The following is a 21320-nucleotide window of genomic DNA, read 5'->3' on the forward strand; positions in this document are numbered from 1 at the left end:
ATAAAATGGAATAGAGAAAAAAGGAGGGATTTCCAAATGGCCTCATTAATTTATCATGTCGCCGTATCGTTAGACAATTTCATTGCCGATCAAGCGATGATGGATGGAGACATCGAGAGCACGCTCTTTTTATTTGAAGGAGACCATGTACCGGACTTTCTATCTGAAATTCAGCAGTATGACGCCGTATTGATGGGCGCGAAAACATACGAGTTTGGATTTAAATTCGGTGCCAAGCCAGGTGAACCAGGCTATAAGGGAATCAAGCATTATATTTTCTCTAACTCCATGCAGTTTGAGTCCAACGCCGAGGTCGAGCTGGTCAAAGGCGATGCCATTGAATTTATCAAGAATCTCAAACAGCAAGAAAGCGGCAAGCTGTGGTTGTGTGGGGGCGGCGAATTGGCAGGCGCGTTGTTGGCAAATAAAATGATTGATCAATTAGTACTGAAGGTAAATCCGGTGATGGTCGGGGAAGGTACTCTTCTATTTGGCAGTGCCAAGCCACGTCTCAAGCTAGATTTAGTGGATATGAAGCAGTATGCGAATGGAGTCATAAAATCTACTTACGATATCGTTTATACGTAATAACAAAAACAAACGGGACCGTATCGCTCGGCCCCGTTTTTGTATGCTCCCCCCATCTTTTGATCACGTTACGTCCTGCAATTCACGAGCTGGAACTTCCAATGCTTTCTGAATTTCAATTTTCCGTATGCGATGCTTGTCTTTCTTTCTGATCGTAAAGACGAGATCATTGTATTGCCACTCGATACCTTCCTTGAGCGTCGGATTTTGACTGTATAGCCAACCGCCGATCGTATCGAGCTCTTCTTCATTAATATTGGCGTTCAGCAAATCGTTGACCTCGGAGAGAAGTACCTTTCCGTCTACAATCACATGGCTGTTCTCTTCCACGATTTCGATTTCTGCTTTTTCCTCCTCGTCGAACTCATCACGGATCTCACCTACAATCTCCTCCAGAATATCTTCGATCGTAACCATTCCAGAGGTTCCGCCATATTCGTCAATCAGGATGGCGATATGCGTTCTTTGTTTCTGCATTTTTTTCAATAGATCTTTTACAGGTGTAGCCTCCGAAACCGTTAAAAACGGCCGGATGAGCTTGGACATATCCAGATTTGGATCATCGGCATAATTCAGAAAGAACTCTTTTGTGTTAATCATTCCGATAATATGATCCTTGTTTTGCGAAATAACCGGGAAACGGGTATATTGCTCTTCCTTCATGATTCGCAGATTTTGCTCGAGGGTATGTTCCTTGTGCAAGCAGCTCATATCTGTCCGTGGGACCATAATCTCGCGAGCCAGCATCTCATCAAAGGCAAAGATATTGCTAACGTATCCATACTCAGACTGATTAATTTTGCCGCTCTCATAGCTTTCCGTCAGAATGATTCGCAGCTCTTCTTCTGAGTGACTTTCTTCATGCTCCTTGGTCGGTTTCATACCGAATGAACGCACGAGCAGAGCAGCAGAGCCATTCAATACCCAGATCGCCGGGTACATCAATTTATAGAACCAGATAATTGGTTTCGCACATAGTAAGCTAACCGCTTCTGCCTTTTGGATCGCCACTGTTTTTGGTGCCAGTTCCCCGACAACCACATGGAGAAACGTAACGAGTAAGTAAGCAATCACAAACGACAGAACTGAAACGACTTGTTCGGGTAAATAAGGCGTAAGAATTGGACTAATGATACTTTCAATCGTCGGTTTCCCCAATACCCCCAAGCCAATAGCCGTCAACGTAATCCCTAATTGACACGCTGACAAATATCCATCCAAGTTACTAACTACTTTCTGAACAGCAAGAGCATTCTTTCTCCCTTCCATGACCAATTGGTCCACGCGGCTGGGGCGAAGCTTTACAATTGCGAATTCAGTTGCCACAAAAAAAGCCGTAGCAAAAATCAGAAAAGCAATTAGTAACAAATTCATGGTTAGCAATATCCTATCCCCTCTTCATTAGAAGTCTTCCATGGTCATTGTACGAAACGCCTCCCCCTCATATCAAAGTTCGCTTATATCCCATTTCGTCTTAATTGTTTGATTATAGGCAGTTTTGCTATTTCAGGTCACTCACCCTTACAGTTGCTGACTACAGGCATGGCATACTCACTCATATCCTTCCCTGCCTCCCACTCTTTATTCGATAGTGCCCAACTCCAACATGACCGGACAATGATCGCTTCCCATCACCTGTGAGTCAATTCCCGCACGCACCAACGACGAAGCCAGTCTTTCCGAAGCGAGAAAATAATCAATCCGCCACCCGATATTCCGCTCTCTTACTTTCGGCATAAAAGACCACCACGTATAAGCATCGGTCTGATCCGGATAAAAATATCGATAGGTATCCACAAACCCGGCTGCAAGCAACCGCGTCATCTTCTCACGCTCTTCAGGAGTAAAGCCAGAATTATTGCGATTGGACTTCGCATTCTTTAAATCAATCTCTTGATGGGCTACATTCAGATCCCCACAAACCACCACGGGCTTCTTCGCATCTAGCTCCAACAAGTAATTCCGAAACCGATCCTCCCATTCCAGCCGATAATCCAATCTCGACAAATCACGCTTCGCATTCGGGGTGTAGACCGTGACCAAGTAAAAATCCTGAAACTCCAAAGTAATCACGCGGCCCTCAGGCTCATGGTTTTCTTCCAAGCCGTAACGAACAGAGAGCGGTTTCTTTTTTGTAAAAATGACCGTTCCGGAATAGCCCTTTTTCTCTGCGTAGTTCCAATATTGATGGTACTCCTCACCGATCTCCATCTCGATCTGCCCTTCTTGCAGCTTCGTTTCCTGCATGCAAAATATATCGGCGTTCACTTCCTTGAAGTACTCGTAGAAGCCTTTGTTCACACATGCGCGAAGTCCATTTACATTCCAAGAAATCAATTTCATCATCGCTAATCTCCTCGTCGCCATTCGTTAGATTCTATGGTACACTATCTTTGTTTTCAATTATAGGAGGCTACGACGATGGACATTGCAACGGGCATCGCATTCATGAGACTTCGTTAAAATCGACAAGACCCTATGTAGGCTCAGCCATTTTCAAAACACGGAATGGGATGAGTTTATTTGTGTTTGATTGATTCTAACTATTCATAAATGAGGTGTTTTTGTTATGTCAAAAAATAATGTAGAGCAAATCCTTTCCATCGCGAAAAATAACGGAATCCTTGTAGACCCAACTACCGTGAAGGTTAATGAATCCGGCTTGGATTTCCTTGCGATTTTTGCAAGTACAATAGATGGCGTCCCATGGGTATTGCGCCAACCGCGAAGAGACGATGTCATCGAAACTGCTCGTTACGAGAAAAAGGTGTTAGATCTCGTATCCAGTCAGTTGAGTGTAGAAGTGCCGCATTGGCAGGTTCATACGTCTGAATTCATCGCTTATCCGATCCTCGCTGGCACACCGATGGCGACAATCAATATGGAAACAAAGAATTATGATTGGTATCTGAATCCTGAATCTCTCCCTGAACTGTGCATACAAACGTGGGCGGAAGCATTGGTGGAATTACACGGTATTCATGATGATCTTGCTCGAGATGCTGGTATCCGAGTCAAGCAGCCTAGCGAAGTACGCGAAAGCCTTCGAGAAAAGATGAATGAAGTCAAACGCGTCTTTGGAGTTTCTCAAATGCTATGGGATCGTTGGCAAAAATGGCTTGCGGATGACACATTCTGGCCTGCTCACTCCGCTCTCGTGCATGGTGACCTTCATCCGGGGCATATCCTGGTTGCTGAAAACGGCAAGGTAACGGGGCTCCTGGATTGGACGGAGGCAGAGGTCGCTGACCCTTCTATTGATTTCACGGTCTTTTACATGCTGTTCGGAGATACGGGCTTGGCTGATTTCATCAATCGGTATGAGAAAGCAGGAGGTCGTGTATGGCCGCGTATGCATGAGCATATCGCAGAGATGACATCAGCGTATCCCGTCATTCTCGCCATCTTCGCATTGAAATCAGGCCTGGAAGAGTTCAAGATCATGGCACGACAAGCTCTGGGTGTCGACGAAAACGGTAAAGAGATCTCTTAATGAATAACCAACCACCGTCCCAGATTGGAGGCGGTGGTTTCTCTACGTAAATAGCTATATTGAGCCATTACTGTCTTGGAAATAAGGTGTTACAATAAATCGGCTAATTTGGACTAAACTTATAAAAATAGATGGAGTGAATATGATGAAGCGAGGACCTCTTCTTGGCATTTTTGCTGTGGTCGTAGTAGCAGGCGTGCTTTCCATTCCTATGGAGGTGGGCCCTGCTCCCGATACACGCTTGATCCTGGAGCATACGAACAAGACTTACATCTCACCCCCCTGTTATGAGCAAGCAAACAAAACAAACAATCTAGCCGAAGCTGATATACAAAAAGCGCAGGAATTGAATTATCAGCCAGAATCCAGCTGCACGGCTAATTCACTCGCACCCGTCAAACAACCGATTGCTTCCATACTCGCCCAAAATCTTGGAATCAAACAAAGCCAATGGGATTGGTAAGTGCACTACGTTCTGGTTCACGAATTGTTCAAGGATAATAGCTCATGTGAGCCATCTCCTTTTATCAACAAAGTTTATATAATCATCAAGAACGTCATCGAGAGGGGTATCCTGCATGCTATTTAAGAAGTGGAACCGTAACTTCCACCGCTACATCGGACTCATTGTTAGTGTTTTCTTACTGATGTGGGCCATTACTGGTTTTCTCCTGTTAAATGTTCCTTGGTATCAGGAAAAAGCCACAGACTTGAAAACCACCATGATCGAGGTACCTGCAAAACCAGAAGAGCTAACCATTGCCTACGTGGGGGAAAAGTTAGTAGAAACTGGTGAGTATTCTTGGGGTGAAATCAGATCGATTGCAAAATCAGGTGACTCTTTCAAGGTTTACGTCAGCAGAGAACCTATTCTGCGGCTGACCGTTTCTTCCGAAGGGCATATCACAGCCTTGAAACAAGATCCCATTTTAGATTTCTTCTACGGATTGCATGTGGGTGAATGGGAAGACCTTAACTATGTGACTGTGTTAGAAATTATCTCTATCTTAACTGCTTTTCTTGTCATCTCCGGGCTCATTTACTTCCTGCCCAAACGCTGGTTTAAGAAACGTGAAACGAAAATATAAAGGCTTCGGCCATAAAAAAAGAGCGTTAGCTATAGCAGCTAATGCTCTTTTTTTGATTAATAGTACGGAGAAATCATGATGTAAACAATGACACCCGTCGCACTGACATACAACCACATCGGCATCGTCCAGCGGGCGATTTTTTTATGTTTTTCCACTTTCATGTTGAGTCCACGTGCAGTCGTAATCAGCGCAAATGGAACGATAAGCGCCGACAACAGGATATGCGTAATCAGGATGAAGTAATAGATCGGCCGCAGAATTCCCTCTCCTCCGTAGGAAGTGCTAGGTGCCATTCCGTGGTAAATCACATAGGAAACCAAGAAGAGAGCTGTTGTGGAGAAGGCTGCAAAAATATATCCTCGATGCATCTTCATGTTTTTGAACTTCACGATGGAAACAAGTGCGGCAATCAGAAATACAAAGGTAAAACTGTTCATGACCGCATTAAAAAACGGCAGAAACGTAAGGTCGAGATGGCTGAAATCATTGTTCTTCGGCATGAAGTACAAGATGGCGATGAGCGTGTTAATCGCTATGGTGAGGATAACGATAATCGGCGTATAGTTGCGTTGTTTCATTCTTATGCTCCTTTTTTCTCAGATCATGAATGCGTGTCCCGCTTTAGTCTACCCATTGACTAGCCCGGACATTGGCTGTTAAATGCGGTTAGCCAGTCCAGTCCTCCTAATGATAAACGAAGTATGTATGCCGTACAAAGGCGAATTGATGAACAAAAAAGAGACCAACAAATGTTGGTCCCTTTCGTTATTACTTGTTTGATTGCTCGTCCAGTGGAACTGCCTTGTTAACTCCTAGTGCAAAGAAGCTGATGACTACAATTGCCAAGAAGACAATCCCGGCAATCAGGGAGACGCGTGTCTCATCATTGATCCACATACCAATGAGTACCATGATGAGGAAAGCAATGGTCAAATAGTTGCTCACTGGGGCAAAAGGCATTTTGAATGGATGCTTGTCCATTTCAGCACCCTTTGCTTTTCGGAATCTGATTTGACTGATCAAAATGACAAACCACGGTACCATACCAGGCAGCACACTCGCACTGTACACATACACGAAGAGATTTTCTGGGGCGATATAGCTTAAGATAACCCCAATGCCCAGACCGATCAGAACACCAATCGTACCTAACAACGGCACACCATTCGAAGACAGCTTCGTAAAAACTTTCGGGGCTTGGCCATTTACGCCTAAGGTATACAGCATACGCCCTGCACTATAAATCCCGCTATTACAGCCAGACATAGCAGCAGTAATCACGACAAAGTTAATGATACCTGCAGCTGCGGTAATACCAATTTTCGCAAAAGTAGCAACGAACGGACTGCCGATTGCCTGCAATTGATCCCAAGGGTAAACGGTTACAATAACAAAGATCGCACCAATATAGAAAATCAAAATGCGCCAAATGATGCTTTGGATCGCACTCGTTAATGTTTTTTTCGGGTCTTTTGCTTCCCCTGCTGTAATCCCGATGAGCTCGACACCTTGATACGCCCCAATCACCAAGGAAAGAGCAAAGAAAAAGCCTGTCCAACCGCCCGTAAAGAATCCGCCATTCGCCCACAGATTCGATAATCCGATTGCGTTTCCACCATTTCCAATACCAAAGAAAATCAATCCAAACCCTGCAATAATCATCAAAACGATCGTTACAATCTTGATCATGGCGAACCAAAACTCAAATTCACCAAATGATTTTACCGAGACCAAGTTGGCTGCACCGAGAATCACCATGGCAATAATGCCTGGAATCCAAGGCGGTAAATCCGGGAACCAATACTGCATATACTGCCCGACGGCGATGATCTCTGCCATCCCGACAATAACCCACTGGAACCAGTTACTCCAAGCCGTCATATAACCTGCTAACGGATGGATATACTTATGCCCAAAGGTCGCGAATGAACCCGTACTCGGTTCCATATACAGCATTTCACCCATTGCACGCATGATGAAAAAAATAAAGATTCCTACAATTGCATAAGCTAGCATGACGGATGGTCCTGTCCATTTGATCGTGCTGGCCGACCCCATAAATAGCCCAACACCAATCGTACCGCCCAAAGCAATCATCTGTATATGACGCGCTTCCAGACCCCTCTTCAATTCCTTGCTTTCCACGTAAGCTCCCTCTTCCTCTCTGCTGTTGGCGGTATTTTAGGAAAGCTATCATAGAAAGCATTCCTAATCGTTAGTAAGATTATTCCTTTTTCTCACGTTGTGCTTCACTTCCGAATTGTTTGTTTATTTGTAAAATAAATTTCAATAACGTTAATTATTATATTCACTCTATAAACAGTTTGTAAATCAATATATTCAAGAAAAATATAACCAAATATATATTACTGAAAAAACATTTTCTTCCCACTGGGTTACATGTAGCAAAAGCACAACAATCGCCGAGATCTCTCTCGATCGGTTGTCGTGCTTTTTGCCTCATCTATTATTTAGGATTAAGCGCTCTCGCCATCGCATCCACATAGCTTTGGCTGGCGCGCTGACTCACTTCCGCTTCGGGGACAAACACTTCAAAGCAGTGGTAGCAGCCGGGATACAGATGAAACTCTACGTCTACGCCCGCTTGTGCAAGGCGCGTCACATATTCGATCGTCTCATCTCGGAACAAATCGAGCTGACCTACGCACGTATAAGTCGGCGGCAGTCCCGCCAAGCTTTCGGCTCTCGATGGCGCCGCATATGCAGATACCTGACTGTCGTCGGTACCTTCGCCTAGGTACATGCTCCATGCAGTCAAATTGTTTGTCCGGTTCCATGTTGCATTTTCAGCCTGGATTTCATGGCTCGACGCCGTACGATTACGGTTGTCGAGCATTGGATACAGCGGCATTTGGAAGATAAGGGCTGGTCCACCTTTGTCGCGAGCCATTAAAGCAAGTGCTGCGGTCAGCCCCCCTCCCCCGCTAGCACCGGCAATCGCAACCCGATCCAGATCGATGCCTAGTGACTCGGCTTCGTCTGTCATCCACGTTAAACCGGCGTAACAGTCATGGATGGCTGCTGGATAGGGGTGCTCGGGAGCCAGTCGATAATCAACCGATACGACGACACAATGAGCCGCTTGCACGAAGCGTTCGCATAGAGCGTCATCCATATCAGGGTGCCCCAGCACATAGCCTCCCCCGTGAATCCACAGCATAGCCGGAAGCTTACTGCCTGTTCGCTGGACGGGCTCGTATATTTTCGCTAGCATCTCTCCTGCTGCGCCTTGAATCATTCGACTTGTTGTGCGCACATGCTCTGACTTCTCAATAGGCGGATTTTTCAACATGGCCCTACTCGACTCCAAATCTTCTTCCAGTTGAAAACCTGGGAATTGCGCTAATGTTTGTCTTAATTCTGGCAGTACTCGACTATTAAAATCCATGTGAATCCCTCCATTAAGCGAATGTTGATTCTTGCTGCGTCTCTGCTTCCCACTTGGTTATTTCCGCTCGCACCCGAGGCGCTACCTCTGTTCCTAGCAGTTCAATGGCTCTCATAACCTGATCATGCGGCATCGTGGATATCGGCACATACATCATAAAGCGTGTCATGCCTACATTTTTGCGAAGGTGGATGATCTTTTGGGCCACCGTCTCCGGATCACCCACATACAGTGCCCCTTCAAAGCTGCGTGCGGCATCGAAGCTAGCACGGTTATAATGCGCCCAGCCCCGCTCTCTTCCGATTTTATTCATTCCTGCTTGGGTAGAAGGAAAGAATGTGTCTGCCGCCCGTTCCGTATCTTCTGCAACAAATCCAAGTGAATGTGACCCAACCGTTAATCGCGATACGTCATGACCAGCGTGCAAGGCCACCTTCTTGTAAAGCTGCACAAGTGGTGCAAACTGCCGCGGACTTCCACCAATGATCGCCAGCATCAGTGGCAATCCCAGCAAACCTGTACGAACAACAGACTCCTGATTGCCTCCGCTGCCAATCCATATGGGTAAAGGATTCTGAACGGGTCGTGGATACACGCCCAAATTCTGAATAGCTGGCCGATGACCGCCCCTCCAGGTTACTTTTTCAGACGCCTGTATTTTCAGGAGTAGTTCCAAATGTTCATCAAACAGCTCATCATAGTCATTCAAGTCATAGCCGAACAACGGAAAAGATTCGATAAAGGAACCCCGTCCCGCCATAATCTCTGCCCGTCCATTTGAAATACCATCGAGTGTGGCAAAATCCTGAAAAACACGCACTGGATCAGCCGAAGAAAGCACCGTCACTGCACTGGTCAGCCGAATCCTTTTTGTCAGAGGCGCAGCCGCAGACAGCACCATTGCTGGAGAAGAAGCTGCATAATCCTTGCGATGATGTTCACCGATGCCAAATACATCAAGCCCAACCTGATCAGCGAGGACGATTTCCTCGACAACTTCACGCAATCGCTGTGCGTGGCTCATCACTTCACCTGTCTGAACATCCGGCGTCGTTTCCACAAACGAAGTAATACCTATCTCCACAGATCATCTCTCCTTTTGTAAAACTTGTATCAGTCAACAGCTCTGAAAGCAGAATAGTTCAATGTCATATATCTTTATTTAGAACTATTAGCACAGCCCTACTCAAGCTAGATACTCAGCAGCTCTATTTTCTTGTAATTGCCGAAACGCGTCTGGTCACAGCCCAATACACCAGAGCCAATGCACTGACAGAGGCTCCGAGCAAGCTTACTCCCTCCCACCCAAAATGCGCATATGTATAGGTCGAAGCAATGGAGCCAACAGAAGAGCCGATGGAATAGAAAACCATATACCCTGCCGTGAGCCGACTCCGCGCCTCTGCACCCAAGGTGAAGATCATACTTTGATTCGTAACATGCACCGCCTGTACGGCTAAATCAAGCAAAACTATACCTATAGCCAAGGCAAATAACGACTGTTCTATATAGCTGATTAGCAGCCACGATAGTAGCAATAGACTCAAGGCGAAGCCCGTCGTTCTCTGTCCATAGCCTCGGTCTGCAAGCTTCCCTGCCCTTGCTGCAGCCAAAGCTCCGGCAACTCCTACGAGACCAAATGCCCCGATTACCGTGTGCGACAGATATAATGGCGGCGCACTCAAAGGCAGTACTAATGGCGTCCACAAAATGCTAAAAGCAGCAAAAATCAGCATAGCCAGAACAGAGCGAATACGTAATAGCCGTTCTTGTGCGAACAACATCAGCACCGACCGAAGCAACTGGAGATAGGATAGTGCCTTTACCTCACGCTCCATATTTGGCAATACCCGAAATAGTACACAAACCAGCAAAAAGAGGAATGCAGCAGAGACCAGATATACGGAACGCCAACCCGCAAGATCTGTTAATATCCCTGCAATAGTGCGTGCTAGAAGTATGCCAATGACGATTCCACTTGTTACTACTCCCACCACTCGCCCTCGCTCAGCAGGAGCAGCCATGGTCGCCGCGAATGCAACGATCGTCTGCGTCACAACCGCAAGCAAGCCCACCGCAGCTATCCCCGCGAATAATACCGTACTGGTGGAGGCAGTCCCTACGATAACCAGAGCTATCACAGATAAAAACATCTGACCGATAATCAATCGCCGTTGGTTCAATAAATCACCAAGCGGCACAAGCAACAACAGTCCTGCTGCATAAAAGATTTGAGTAAGGGTAATGAGAATCCCAATGATGGAATAGTCAATTCCGAACTCATCCGACAAATGATCAAGTAGCGGTTGCGCGAAGTAGATATTCGCAACTGACATCCCGCAAGCAACCGCAAACAATAGTGTTACATAGCGAGGCATGGGAGAGCCTTGCACTGAATCCGCCTTCCTATCGGCTTTAGCCGCTACTTTTTCGATAACCTCCTCCATCTGTCTTCACCTTACCTCCATTCCGTTTACGTCTGGAGCAAAATAAAATACCGATCGGTACGTTATGATGCCCAGTAAATATATCCCACCTTTTCTTTTTCTGTCAACAACATTCTTTTCTTGTATGAATAAACCAGCCCAAAATTGACAAGACAAATGAAAAACAATAAAATATAAAATACCGTTCAGTACAAAAAAACTATTAGCAGTTACGTAGATTCGAATACATGAGTAATGAGAGGAACTCTTTATGGCAAGAACACGCGAATTTGACGAAGAAAAAGTACTAGAGGCAGCTATGCAGCTCTTTTGGGAGAAGGGGTATGAAGCTACCTCATTGAGTGATTTAACTACCAGAATGGGTATCCAACGTCCAAGTATTTACTCAACCTTTGGAGACAAAAAAGAATTGTTCGAAGCCGCACTACGCAGATACACGATGTCTCGTGCTTCCGAGGTACGAACGAAGCTTCAAAACAATCCATCTGTTAAAGAGGCATTTCGCCATTTTTTTAACGAGGTGATCGATGAGGAATATACGGAAAGTCTCAGCCGAGGATGCTTTTGCATTAATACCATGGTTGAGCTAGCCCCTCATGATGAGAAATTTGAAATTCTGACAAGGGAACACCAAATGTACCTCTCTGTCATTTTTCAAGAAACGATCGAGAGAGGTATCCAATCAGGCGAACTCGATTCGAGTATAGACGCGAAAGCTATCGCACAGGCGCTTATCGTATCGTTAATTGGTCTGACCGTAATCATGAAATCACGTCCAACACGATCATTTGTTGATAATTCGATTGAAGTTATGCTTACTTTGCTCAGGTGAACTGGAATGAAAAAAGACCAACGTCTGTTGGTCTTCTTTACCCATCACTAAAACTACTGTGTACGCTCCAATTTAAAGCGCAGCACCAATGACTGCAACTCTTCAGCAATGTTGGCAAGATGCGCTGCCGAAGCCGCTACTTCCTCCATCGAAGCATTTTGTTCTTCACTGGCTGCTGCCACTTGGTCGACCTCTTGTGCAGTCGCCTGGCTCATGGCACTCGATTCACCAAACGCTACAAGCATCGCTGTATTTGACTGCATCAACCGTTCGCTGACACGAGCTACTTGCGCGAGGTGCGCGTCAATGTGGTTAATCGCCTCATACATCTCCGTGAAACGCTGCTCAACCGATTGTGTCAAATCGCTTCCCGTTGTAGCAGATTCCACGCCCTCCTCCGTGCGTTTCACCATGTGAAGGACGCGATTCTGAACCTCGCCGATCAGACTGTCGATCTTTTCAGCAGCAGAACCTGTCTGATCAGCCAGCTTGCGTACCTCATCAGCAACGACAGCGAACCCGCGGCCTTCTTGCCCGGCACGTGCCGCTTCAATTGCTGCATTCAACGCAAGTAAATTTGTCTGAGAGGCGATATCCTGGATAAAATTCGTCACCCCGCTAATTTCTCCAGCAACCCCTTTTAACTCCTCCATCTCATCTTTTGAACGAGTGGAATGCTCCACGATCATATTCACCTGTTGTCTCGCCGCTCCGAGGGACTTCTCTCCGGTATTGGCCAGACCTGTAATGACCTGCGACATTTCGGTGCTCTCACGCAGGATGCGGATGGCATCGTCCAGCTCCTGTTGCGCTTGCGTCGCCGATTGCTTCACGGTATCTATACTCCGATTCATATCCGAAGACATGGACGCTATTTCTTGCATGGAGGTAGCGACTTGTTCAATCGTCTGCACGTTCTCCTCCGAATTCGCTGACAAATGATGGGAGGAAGCAGAGATTTGGTCGGAATGATCGGTAATTTGACGCAGGACATCGGACAACGCTTGCGACATCGTATTGAAGTTGGATTGCAGCTGCCCAATCTCATCCGTTCTTCCACTCTCAATAGACCGGACCGTCAAATCCCCCTGCGCGATCGAGTCAGTCAGTTGCTTCAATTGCAGGACTGGTCGCACTGTGCGTTTCATAAAAATCCAAACGAACAGGCCAATGAGGGCAAGCAAAAGGACGATGAACATGAATGAAATCCGCAACAGCGGCCCCGTCTTTTGATCGATTTCACTCCAATCAATCACGGAAACGACGTTCAATCCGAGCGAATTTTGCTTGTTGAAGTGGTAGTATTCACGAAGCTCCTCATCATCCACTTCGAAAGAACCCTGCGCTTGATCGCGCATCACTTGGAAGCGCTCGTCTTCAAGTGGCTTGCCTTGTGGGAATCGCGGGTGCGACATTGTCACGTTATTCGGATCGAACAAGCTGACATATCCCTTTTCTCCGATCTTGTACGTCTTTACCAGCTCGTTTAAGTGATCGATGGAAACGTCGATACCCGCTACACCTGCACCATCCGAGATCGTTTTGGCAAACGTAATCACGTAGCTTCCGCTTATCGCGTCGATATAAGGTGGCGTCACAATGATCTGCCCTTTATGCTGTATCGCTTGCTTGTACCATTCACGGGTAGTCGGATCAATTTCCTTTTTCGCCGAGTTGTAATATCGATTGTCGTAGTACATGAACGCAGACAAAACATTGTCGATGTCTTTCTCGATGTTGCGAATACGCTCGTAGATATACGCATCCGCATTTTGTCCCAGAGGAACTTGAACATCCGCAAAGCTATCAATGGTGACGGAATAATCCTCATACGAATTATTCAGCACTTGTGTAATCATCGTGGTAACCGATTCCACTTGAGACAACAATTCGTTCTCTAACTGGTTGCGTGCCAGTTGTGTCAAGGAAAGGCTCAAAACGACAGAGGGAACAACGATAAGCAAGACAAGAAAAAACAGGATCTGCTTGGCTAGCGATGCTTTATAACTAGTAACCATTTTTTTAATCATCTGTGATGACTCCTCTCTAGTGAAGTAAAATAACGAGTTGCAGCCCAAATAACGCCTCACTGGTTGTCAGAGACGTGGTCCTATCAGGCCAAACTCATACCTGTGCCTATATTTTTCAAATGACTATTTCTACTAAAGTTATTTTCCCTATTTATACCTTTTTGAAACTTCACGGCATTAAATAAGAAACATTTGCGATTGCACAAGTTGTAGCGTGAAACCTCCTGCCGCTACCCAGTAGTAGCGTTGGAGGTTTTTGAGGTTTGGTTTTAGAGGAAAATACCGGGAAACCCAAGCGAGTAGCTCTCAGTGTGGCTGTTAAACAGTTGTTTGAAACCACGCAGTTGTTCACGATAACGTTTCATCCGCACTCGTCACAGCTACGTTTTTCATCATATAATGAATTATTGATACTTCAGCAACTCCCTACCTAACAAACATACGGAGCTGGTTAACCATATGAATATCCTTGTAACCGGAGCAACAGGTTTTCTCGGAAAAAAACTATCCCAAGATCTATTAAACGAAGGCCATACCCTTTACTTACTTGCTCGAAATGAAAAAAAGGCAAGCGATTTGTTGCATAGCTTTGCCGAAAAACACCGTAAACAGGTACATATTTTACTGGGTGATGTTTCAAAAAAGGGCTTGGGCGTCTCTGAAAATGATTGGGGACAGCTCAGTCAGAAAATAGATGCGATGTACCATATTGCCGCATACCTGTCCTTTGATCCTGCTCAGAAACCACAGACGTACGAGGTAAATGTAGAGGGAACAAAAAATACGCTACAATTTGCAGAAGCCATTAGCTCCCCCCGCTTTATCTATGTGAGTACGGCTTACACCATCGGAACCGAAACAGAAGGAAAAGAAGCGCTGTACAACCCGGAACGCTCCTTCGTAAACAACTACGAAGAGACAAAATGCTTGGCAGAACATGTCGTCTTCTCCTACAGCGACAAAATGGAGATCATCATTGTCAGACCGTCCATCATTATCGGCGATTCCAAAACAGGCGAAGCCGATACCACTTTTGGCTTGTATGGCTTATTAAAAGGTCTTCGCGTACTGAAAAGAAGAGCGTCCCGAGCAGACGGCTGGGAAAATCAAAAGTACCGTATCTTGGTGGATGTCGACGTGAACTCGAACCTCGTCCCGGTTGACTATGTTTCTTCTGTCTTGGTCGCTGCACTTACGCATGGCGAACATAAGGAAATCTATCACGCTACCAACCCAGTTCCACCTACCCAACAATTGGTGGTCGATTGCATTAAAGAAGTCTTGGATTTTCCGAATTTAGTTCCTGTTCCATTTGAAACAGACGAGCTGCTATCCGAAGAAGAGAAAGCCTTTAATGCATCCATGAGCTTGTTCCATTCATATTGGAAGCGGAGTATCTCTTTCCCGAATGACAACACCAAGAAACTGCTGCAAAAAGTGGGTCAAAGCGAATTGCAGATGGATAAAGAGATGTTGATTGGGATTATGAGTGGGTTTCAGAAACAGACTGTGCTTACGTAGGTCTATAAGTATAAGAGCATAATTTATTTTACACGTGGAGAAGCGTTGTAACAGCGATTCTGTGCGGTTCTCGATCTACCACAATAAAACAGCCCCCCAATTGTTGATCCAGTCTCACAATTGGGGGGCTGTTCATTCGCCTATGCTGCTTTGGAGATATTAATTTTCTTTCCTTCTTTTCGCCACTCTTTAAACTCAGCTGCTGCTGTGAAAAGAACGTCTGAAGAGGAGTTAAGTGACGTTTCAAAAGAGTCTTGTAACACTCCAATAATAAAGCCGACTCCGACTACCTGCATCGCAACTTCATTTGGAATACCGAATAGGCTACATGCTAGAGGAATCAGTAATAAAGATCCGCCAGCCACCCCTGATGCACCACAAGCACATATAGCCGACACTATGCTAAGGATGATAGCGGTAGGGATATCCACTTGAATACCAAGTGTATAAACCGCTGCAAGGGTCAAAACAGAAATCGTAACAGCTGCACCAGCCATATTAATAGTAGCCCCTAATGGTATAGAGACTGAATAACTATCTTTATTCAAACCCAGATTTTCACATAATTTCATATTTACAGGAATGTTTGAAGCTGAGCTTCGTGTAAAGAATGCTGTAATGCCGCTTTCCTTTATACACTTGAAAACAAGCGGGTAAGGGTTTTGTCTTATAGCTACATAGACAAGGATTGGATTGACAACCAGTGCCACAAAGAGCATGCAACCAATCAGAACTGCAAGTAATTTCGCATAGCTTAGTAACGAAACAAGTCCATTTGTAGTAATTGACTCAAATACTAGTCCCATGATTCCTAATGGTGCAAACTTAATTACCCAACCAACCATCTTCGAAACGGCATCCGAAAAATTAGAAATCATCGTTTTTGTCGTATCAGCGGCATTTCGTAAAGCCAAACCAATAAGTACCGCCCAAGCTAAAATACCGATATAGTTCGCTTTAACAATTGCATTAACTGGGTTATCAACCACATTTAGCAGTAATGTCTTGAGAACCTCTACAACACCGCCAGGAGGCGTCACATCCTTAGCTCCCTCTACAAGTGTTAAGCTTACAGGGAATATAAAGCTTGCAATAACGGCGACTGATCCAGCTAAAAAGGTTCCTAAAAGGTATAAGACAATTATGAATTTCATATTCGTTTGGTGCCCACTTTTATGTTGAGCAATGGCTGACATAACCAAAAAGAGTACTAACACAGGTGCAATCGCTTTCAAAGCGCTTACAAATAAAGAACCTAAAACTACTACGGGTTTGGCTACTTCGGGGATCGTTACAGCCAGGATAATACCAATAATCAAACCTACAATTATTTGCTTTACCAGACTTACTTGACTTACCTTCGTTAGTATACTTTTCATAGATGTCCCCCCACTAAGATAAACTTCTCCCGACCCTCCAATAGACTCTCGCTTTCTGTATGATTCATTCTTCGATGGATGGCTATTCTAATCACAGTCCACTCCATAGAGACAAATAAGTATCATTATACTGATTTTTTGATATATTACAAATGGACAAATTTTGCTAAACGGAACAACTACCTTTTTACATGAATTTATGGCTTCACCTAAACCACCAAGAATCATGCTTTCATAACGAAAAAAGCAAACTGTTAAAGGAATTCAATAAGACAAAAGCGAATTCTTACATACAATATTTTCCAAGAAAGGGTGTTTTGTTCATGCTTAAAAAAAGTATGGTTTCTGCTTTGGGTCTACTAGTAGTGACAATGTCTCTATCCATTCCTACCCAGGCTGCTGAACTCCCAACATCATCTCAGGAAACGTTACTTCGAAATAAATCAACCGACTCTCGTAAAGTATCAGGAACTAATGTTAATTTTGGAGCTACAAGAACGATTTCAAAATCGACTCCGATTCCTCCAGATTGGGTCATTACAACAGTAATGAGTGACTACTACGTCATCCAATATGTAGGTGGAGCAAGTTTGGGTCAGACAGTACAGACTGTTAGAACGACCCCCATTCCAAAAGACTGGGTGATCACTGTTGCAACAAGCGATTTCTTTATATGGCAGTATGTAGGAGGAGCGAGCTTCGGACACAGAGTTCAGACCGCAAAAATAACCCAAGTTCCAGAAAACTGGGTGATCACTCTAGCAACATCGGATTTCTATCAACTGATGTATGTAGGAGGGGCAAGTTTTGGACAGAGAATACAGACCGCAAAGATAACTCGAATTCCAGAAAATTGGGTGATCACCCAAGCGACCTCCGATTTCTATTTATGGATGTATGTAGGAGGGGCTACCTATGGAACGACTGTACAGACCGCAAAAACTACCCCAATACCACGAGGTTGGGTCATTACAACCGCTACATCAGACTTTTATATCCTTACTTATAGAGGATAGTCGTACTCAGATCCAATTTGCATAATGACAATGACACCCACCCGTGAGAGTGGGTGTTTTTTCTTAATTGGCACGTTATTTACTGGTTCAGTGAATCAAGCGAAGTGCGAACATTATTGGCAAACGAATAGTTATTCTTAGCATCCCAGTTGATAGACCAGGTCATAATTCCTTGGAACTGCGGATAACCAGCTGGATTTTGGAGTCTGTAAGTTCCTCCAAAAGACGTGCCTTTTACCAAATATTGAAGTGCTTTCTCGATATCAGCAGGAGACGTATAGCCTCCCCCGGCAGCACTTGGAGCAGAAGGCAGCCCGATCGCGACTTGGTTCTCCCTCAAGGCTGGAAACATGTTGTTAGGATTACGACCAATAGGGAATCCTTTCAATAGCATTTCTGCCATCGCTACTTGGAAATCAGCCGTTCCTTGTTGATACGTACGACCATCTAATGCTTCTAGTGCTCCGGAATTATAATGTTGGACGTGGATATAATTCATTCGATCGCGAAGGGCATGAATCACAGGTAGATAAGCGCCCCACGGCCCACCATAGCTAGCGTAACCCCCTTGAACATAAGCCGTTTCTGGCGCCATCGTCAAAATGAAAGATGGGCCAAATGTATTCGTAATCGTCTGAGTCGCTGAGATTAAGTTTATAATTTTAGGCGTTGTCGGATTTCTAAAATCAGTGTCCCCTGCGTTTAGCGACAGGGAGCTTCCTTCCAGATCAATATCCATCCCATCAAAACCATACGTTTGAATGATCGAGGTCATCGAGGTAATAAAATTTTGTTTGGCAGCTTCCGTTGTCAGCTCGACTGTACCATTCGCTCCGCCAATCGAGATAAGAACCTTCTTCCCCTTTGATTTTAACAAGGCGATATCCGATTTAAATTCCTCAACGGATGCATTGAACGGCATGAATCCCATTGTCGCATGATCGCCACCGACTGGTTCTGCGAACGCAACATTGATGACATCGTATTTATCTGAGACATCTCTTAGCTTGAGTACCGTAGAACCATTGTCAAAATTATGCCAGTAGCCGATCAAAAGTCGTTTGGACACCGGTTCATTTGGGGATTTAGATAAAGTGGTTACCGTTATCGAGGCGCTGGGTGGGGATACATTGCCTGCGGCATCTTTTGCCTGTATCGTGAATGAATATGTCGTATTTGCTAGAAGTCCAGTCACGGTATAGGATGTTGTACTCGATGTACCAGCGAGTGCATCTCCGTTGTAGACGAGATACTCCTGAACAGCTATGTTATCCGTAGAAGCTGACCAAGATAAGCTGACCGAACTACTGGATATCCCTACTTCACTAAGATTTGTGGGGGACGTAGGTGGAATGGTATCGGGAGCAGAGGGACCTTGCAGTTGCCAAAGTGTCGGTACGTTGGGCGGTTCCCATCCGACAAGCGATGTATGAGCAAATGTACATTTGTAATCTTGCCCTTGATACGTAACCATGTCTCCTAATTTGTATACGGTGTTGGGAGTCCACGGTGTCGTGGCGTGAGAAGACTGCGGGAATATAGAAAAAATTAAGATAAGCGATAGTACTATCAAAACTCCTGTTTTTCTCATCAAATACATCAAACAAAACCTCTTTCATTTTTATTTGTACAAAAAAAATGACCTTTACATCTTTGCTTAACCCCCCTCATACAAATCGACTAATATAAAATATCCTTATATTTGGAAAATATGTATTTTTATTAACGATATACACATAAGAAAACCTCTATCGAGGCTTTTTCGAAGCGGTGTGACCGCGTTTTTGCGAAATTGAGCGAACAGCCCAACCCTTGGGACATCTTTCCCCGGCAGCCAAGTAATTTATCGCTTCGCTGCATATGGTAAAATAACCCAGAATAACTTCGTTGACAACGTTTTCACAGAATAATAGAATACACTTAACAAGTTAACTATGATGGAGATTCGGAGACTCATACTTTTTGGCACTTTCATTTTTGAAAGCGCCATTAAAGTATGGGTTTTTTATGTGTATCCCCATCATTGTTAGAAATTATTTTGGGGGAGGAATAAGATGCTCAAGCTGTTTAAGCCTGCACCGCCTATTGACAGATTGCCTGACGAACAAATTGATTCTGAGTATAAAAAGCTCAGGCTTCAGGTGTTTCTCGGAATCTTCATCGGTTATGCGGCATACTATCTCATCCGCAAAAACTTCTCGCTCGCCATGCCTTATTTGATTAAAGAAGGATTTACAAGATCAGAGCTCGGTTTTGCGTTAGCCGCCATTTCGATTTCCTACGGGATCAGCAAGTTTGTAATGGCCATTTTTTCAGACCGAAGCAACCCGCGAATGTTCTTGCCTATCGGTTTGATTCTTTCTGCACTTATCAGTTTGCTGATGGGCGTTGTCCCTTACTTCACCTCATCCGTCACGATCATGTTTGTGATGCTTTTCCTGAACGGTTGGTTTCAGGGAATGGGCTGGCCTCCATCCGGGCGTGTCCTCGTACACTGGTTTAGTGTAAATGAAAGAGGAAACAAAACAGCCATTTGGAATGTAGCCCATAACGTTGGCGGAGGCTTGATGGCCCCCCTCGCTGTTGCAGGTGCAGCGATGTTCACCGGGTTTTTGGGTAATACCGCTTCCGGGTATGAAGGCGTGTTTATCCTGCCTGCTCTGGTTGCCATTGTCTTTGGATTCATTACGTATTTCTTAATTCGCGATACTCCGCAGTCAGTCGGCCTGCCGCCTATTGAAGAATATCGCAATGACTATCCAAACAAGGCGAAGAAAACGTTTGAAACAGAATTCTCCACAAAAGAAATCCTTTTCAAATATGTGTTGAACAACAAATGGGTTTGGGCAATCGCGATTGCCAACATCTTCGTCTACTTCGTCCGTTACGGCGTTCTGGACTGGGCACCGACCTATTTGAGCGAGGAAAAAGGCTTTGATATGAACAAGTCGAGCGTCGCCTACTTCTTATACGAATGGGCAGGTATCCCGGGAACGCTCCTGTGCGGCTGGCTGTCCGATAAATTGTTCAAGGGCCGCCGTGGACCCGCAGGGTTTGTCTTTATGCTCGGCGTATTGATCGCTGTTCTGGTCTACTGGTTCAACCCACCTGGAAATTCCGTGGTCGATATGATTTGCCTGATCGCTATCGGTTTCCTGATTTACGGTCCAGTCATGCTGATTGGTTTGCAAGCCCTTGATTTTGTTCCGAAAAAGGCTGCCGGAACCGCTGCAGGGCTGACAGGTCTGTTTGGTTACCTGGGCGGTACAGTCACAGCGAATGCATTGATGGGGGTTATCGTTGATGCCTCCGGCTGGGATGCAGGATTTATGTTGCTGACAGCTTCGTGCGCATTGGCTGCTCTTGTTTTTGCCCTTACGTGGAATGTACGGGGGCAAGAAGTAGTTAAAAATCATTAAAATAGCAAAAAGAAGGATGAAAATCGTTGTGATTTTTATCCTTCTTTTTTATGGCTTGAATAACCAGTCTTCGCCGGTCCCTCAACAACATTACC

At 45.0% G+C, this 21320-nt stretch carries 18 protein-coding genes; 8 read left to right on the plus strand and 10 right to left on the minus strand.

All coding sequences use genetic code 11. The annotated features are described in order from the left end of the window. The first annotated feature begins 36 nt into the window (after positions 1–36). Positions 37–588 carry a dihydrofolate reductase family protein gene (locus tag C7R93_RS26830; RefSeq protein ID WP_106841658.1) on the plus strand — a complete coding sequence of 184 codons (552 nt, stop codon included), beginning with the start codon at positions 37–39 and terminating at the stop codon, positions 586–588. 63 nt (positions 589–651) lie between these two features. Here C7R93_RS26830 and C7R93_RS26835 read toward each other — a convergent pair whose 3' ends face one another. Together C7R93_RS26835 and C7R93_RS26840 are read right to left on the minus strand one after the other, a co-directional pair. After that, positions 652–1962, minus strand: a complete 1311-nt coding sequence (locus C7R93_RS26835) for a hemolysin family protein (RefSeq protein WP_244191669.1) — start codon at positions 1960–1962, stop codon at positions 652–654. 207 nt (positions 1963–2169) lie between these two features. Then, complete coding sequence (locus tag C7R93_RS26840) at positions 2170–2931, minus strand: exodeoxyribonuclease III (protein WP_106841693.1); 762 nt, start codon at positions 2929–2931, stop codon at positions 2170–2172. A 226-nt stretch (positions 2932–3157) separates the two neighbouring features. Here C7R93_RS26840 and mphJ point away from each other — a divergent pair, with 226 nt between their 5' ends. From mphJ to C7R93_RS26855, 3 genes are all read left to right on the plus strand, one after another. Then, entirely contained in the window at positions 3158–4081 is a 924-nt protein-coding gene (mphJ, locus tag C7R93_RS26845) for a macrolide 2'-phosphotransferase MphJ (RefSeq protein ID WP_106841660.1), read from the plus strand. Positions 4082–4223: 142 nt separating this feature from the next. After that, on the plus strand, positions 4224–4544 hold the full coding sequence (locus C7R93_RS26850; protein WP_244191670.1) for a hypothetical protein: 321 nt from the start codon (positions 4224–4226) through the stop codon (positions 4542–4544). 115 nt (positions 4545–4659) lie between these two features. Continuing rightward, positions 4660–5169, plus strand: coding sequence for a PepSY-associated TM helix domain-containing protein (locus C7R93_RS26855; RefSeq protein WP_106841662.1), 510 nt, complete (start codon positions 4660–4662; stop codon positions 5167–5169). 56 nt (positions 5170–5225) lie between these two features. Here the strand turns inward: C7R93_RS26855 and C7R93_RS26860 are convergent, their stop codons facing one another. The 5 genes from C7R93_RS26860 to C7R93_RS26880 form a co-directional block, all read right to left on the minus strand. Continuing rightward, positions 5226–5750, minus strand: coding sequence for a DUF420 domain-containing protein (locus C7R93_RS26860; RefSeq protein ID WP_106841663.1), 525 nt, complete (start codon positions 5748–5750; stop codon positions 5226–5228). A 190-nt stretch (positions 5751–5940) separates the two neighbouring features. Then, complete coding sequence (locus tag C7R93_RS26865; protein WP_106841664.1) at positions 5941–7317, minus strand: amino acid permease; 1377 nt, start codon at positions 7315–7317, stop codon at positions 5941–5943. 322 nt (positions 7318–7639) lie between these two features. Further along, entirely contained in the window at positions 7640–8581 is a 942-nt protein-coding gene (locus tag C7R93_RS26870; protein WP_106841665.1) for an alpha/beta hydrolase, read from the minus strand. 13 nt (positions 8582–8594) lie between these two features. Beyond that, entirely contained in the window at positions 8595–9665 is a 1071-nt protein-coding gene (locus C7R93_RS26875; protein WP_106841666.1) for an LLM class flavin-dependent oxidoreductase, read from the minus strand. 124 nt (positions 9666–9789) lie between these two features. Next, positions 9790–11028: an MFS transporter gene (locus tag C7R93_RS26880; protein ID WP_106841667.1), complete on the minus strand. Its 1239-nt coding sequence runs from the start codon at positions 11026–11028 to the stop codon at positions 9790–9792. A 250-nt stretch (positions 11029–11278) separates the two neighbouring features. Between C7R93_RS26880 and C7R93_RS26885 the strand changes: the two genes are divergently transcribed. Further along, the gene (locus tag C7R93_RS26885; protein WP_106841668.1) at positions 11279–11860 is read left to right on the plus strand and encodes a TetR/AcrR family transcriptional regulator; all 582 of its coding nucleotides are present in this window, start codon (positions 11279–11281) and stop codon (positions 11858–11860) included. Between the two features lie 53 nt (positions 11861–11913). On the opposite strand, the gene C7R93_RS26890 is transcribed toward C7R93_RS26885, so the two are convergent. Continuing rightward, positions 11914–13890: a methyl-accepting chemotaxis protein gene (locus tag C7R93_RS26890; RefSeq protein WP_106841669.1), complete on the minus strand. Its 1977-nt coding sequence runs from the start codon at positions 13888–13890 to the stop codon at positions 11914–11916. A 459-nt stretch (positions 13891–14349) separates the two neighbouring features. Between C7R93_RS26890 and C7R93_RS26895 the strand changes: the two genes are divergently transcribed. Next, on the plus strand, positions 14350–15411 hold the full coding sequence (locus tag C7R93_RS26895) for an SDR family NAD(P)-dependent oxidoreductase (protein ID WP_106841670.1): 1062 nt from the start codon (positions 14350–14352) through the stop codon (positions 15409–15411). Between the two features lie 140 nt (positions 15412–15551). Here C7R93_RS26895 and sstT read toward each other — a convergent pair whose 3' ends face one another. Beyond that, positions 15552–16790 (minus strand): serine/threonine transporter SstT, encoded by a 1239-nt coding sequence (sstT, locus tag C7R93_RS26900; RefSeq protein WP_106841671.1) that lies wholly within the window; start codon positions 16788–16790, stop codon positions 15552–15554. A 323-nt stretch (positions 16791–17113) separates the two neighbouring features. Between sstT and C7R93_RS26905 the strand changes: the two genes are divergently transcribed. Beyond that, positions 17114–17806 (plus strand): hypothetical protein, encoded by a 693-nt coding sequence (locus tag C7R93_RS26905; protein WP_106841672.1) that lies wholly within the window; start codon positions 17114–17116, stop codon positions 17804–17806. A gap of 79 nt (positions 17807–17885) precedes the next feature. Here C7R93_RS26905 and C7R93_RS26910 read toward each other — a convergent pair whose 3' ends face one another. Continuing rightward, a complete protein-coding gene (locus tag C7R93_RS26910; RefSeq protein WP_106841673.1) occupies positions 17886–19406 on the minus strand; it encodes a chitinase in 1521 nt (506 codons plus the stop codon). 454 nt (positions 19407–19860) lie between these two features. On the opposite strand from C7R93_RS26910, the gene glpT reads away from it, so the two are divergent. Then, positions 19861–21225 (plus strand): glycerol-3-phosphate transporter, encoded by a 1365-nt coding sequence (glpT, locus tag C7R93_RS26915; protein WP_106841674.1) that lies wholly within the window; start codon positions 19861–19863, stop codon positions 21223–21225. Positions 21226–21320 lie beyond the last annotated feature (95 nt).

The sequence above is a fragment of the Brevibacillus fortis genome, from assembly GCF_003013395.1.
In the GTDB taxonomy this organism is placed as follows: Bacteria; Bacillota; Bacilli; order Brevibacillales; family Brevibacillaceae; genus Brevibacillus; species Brevibacillus fortis.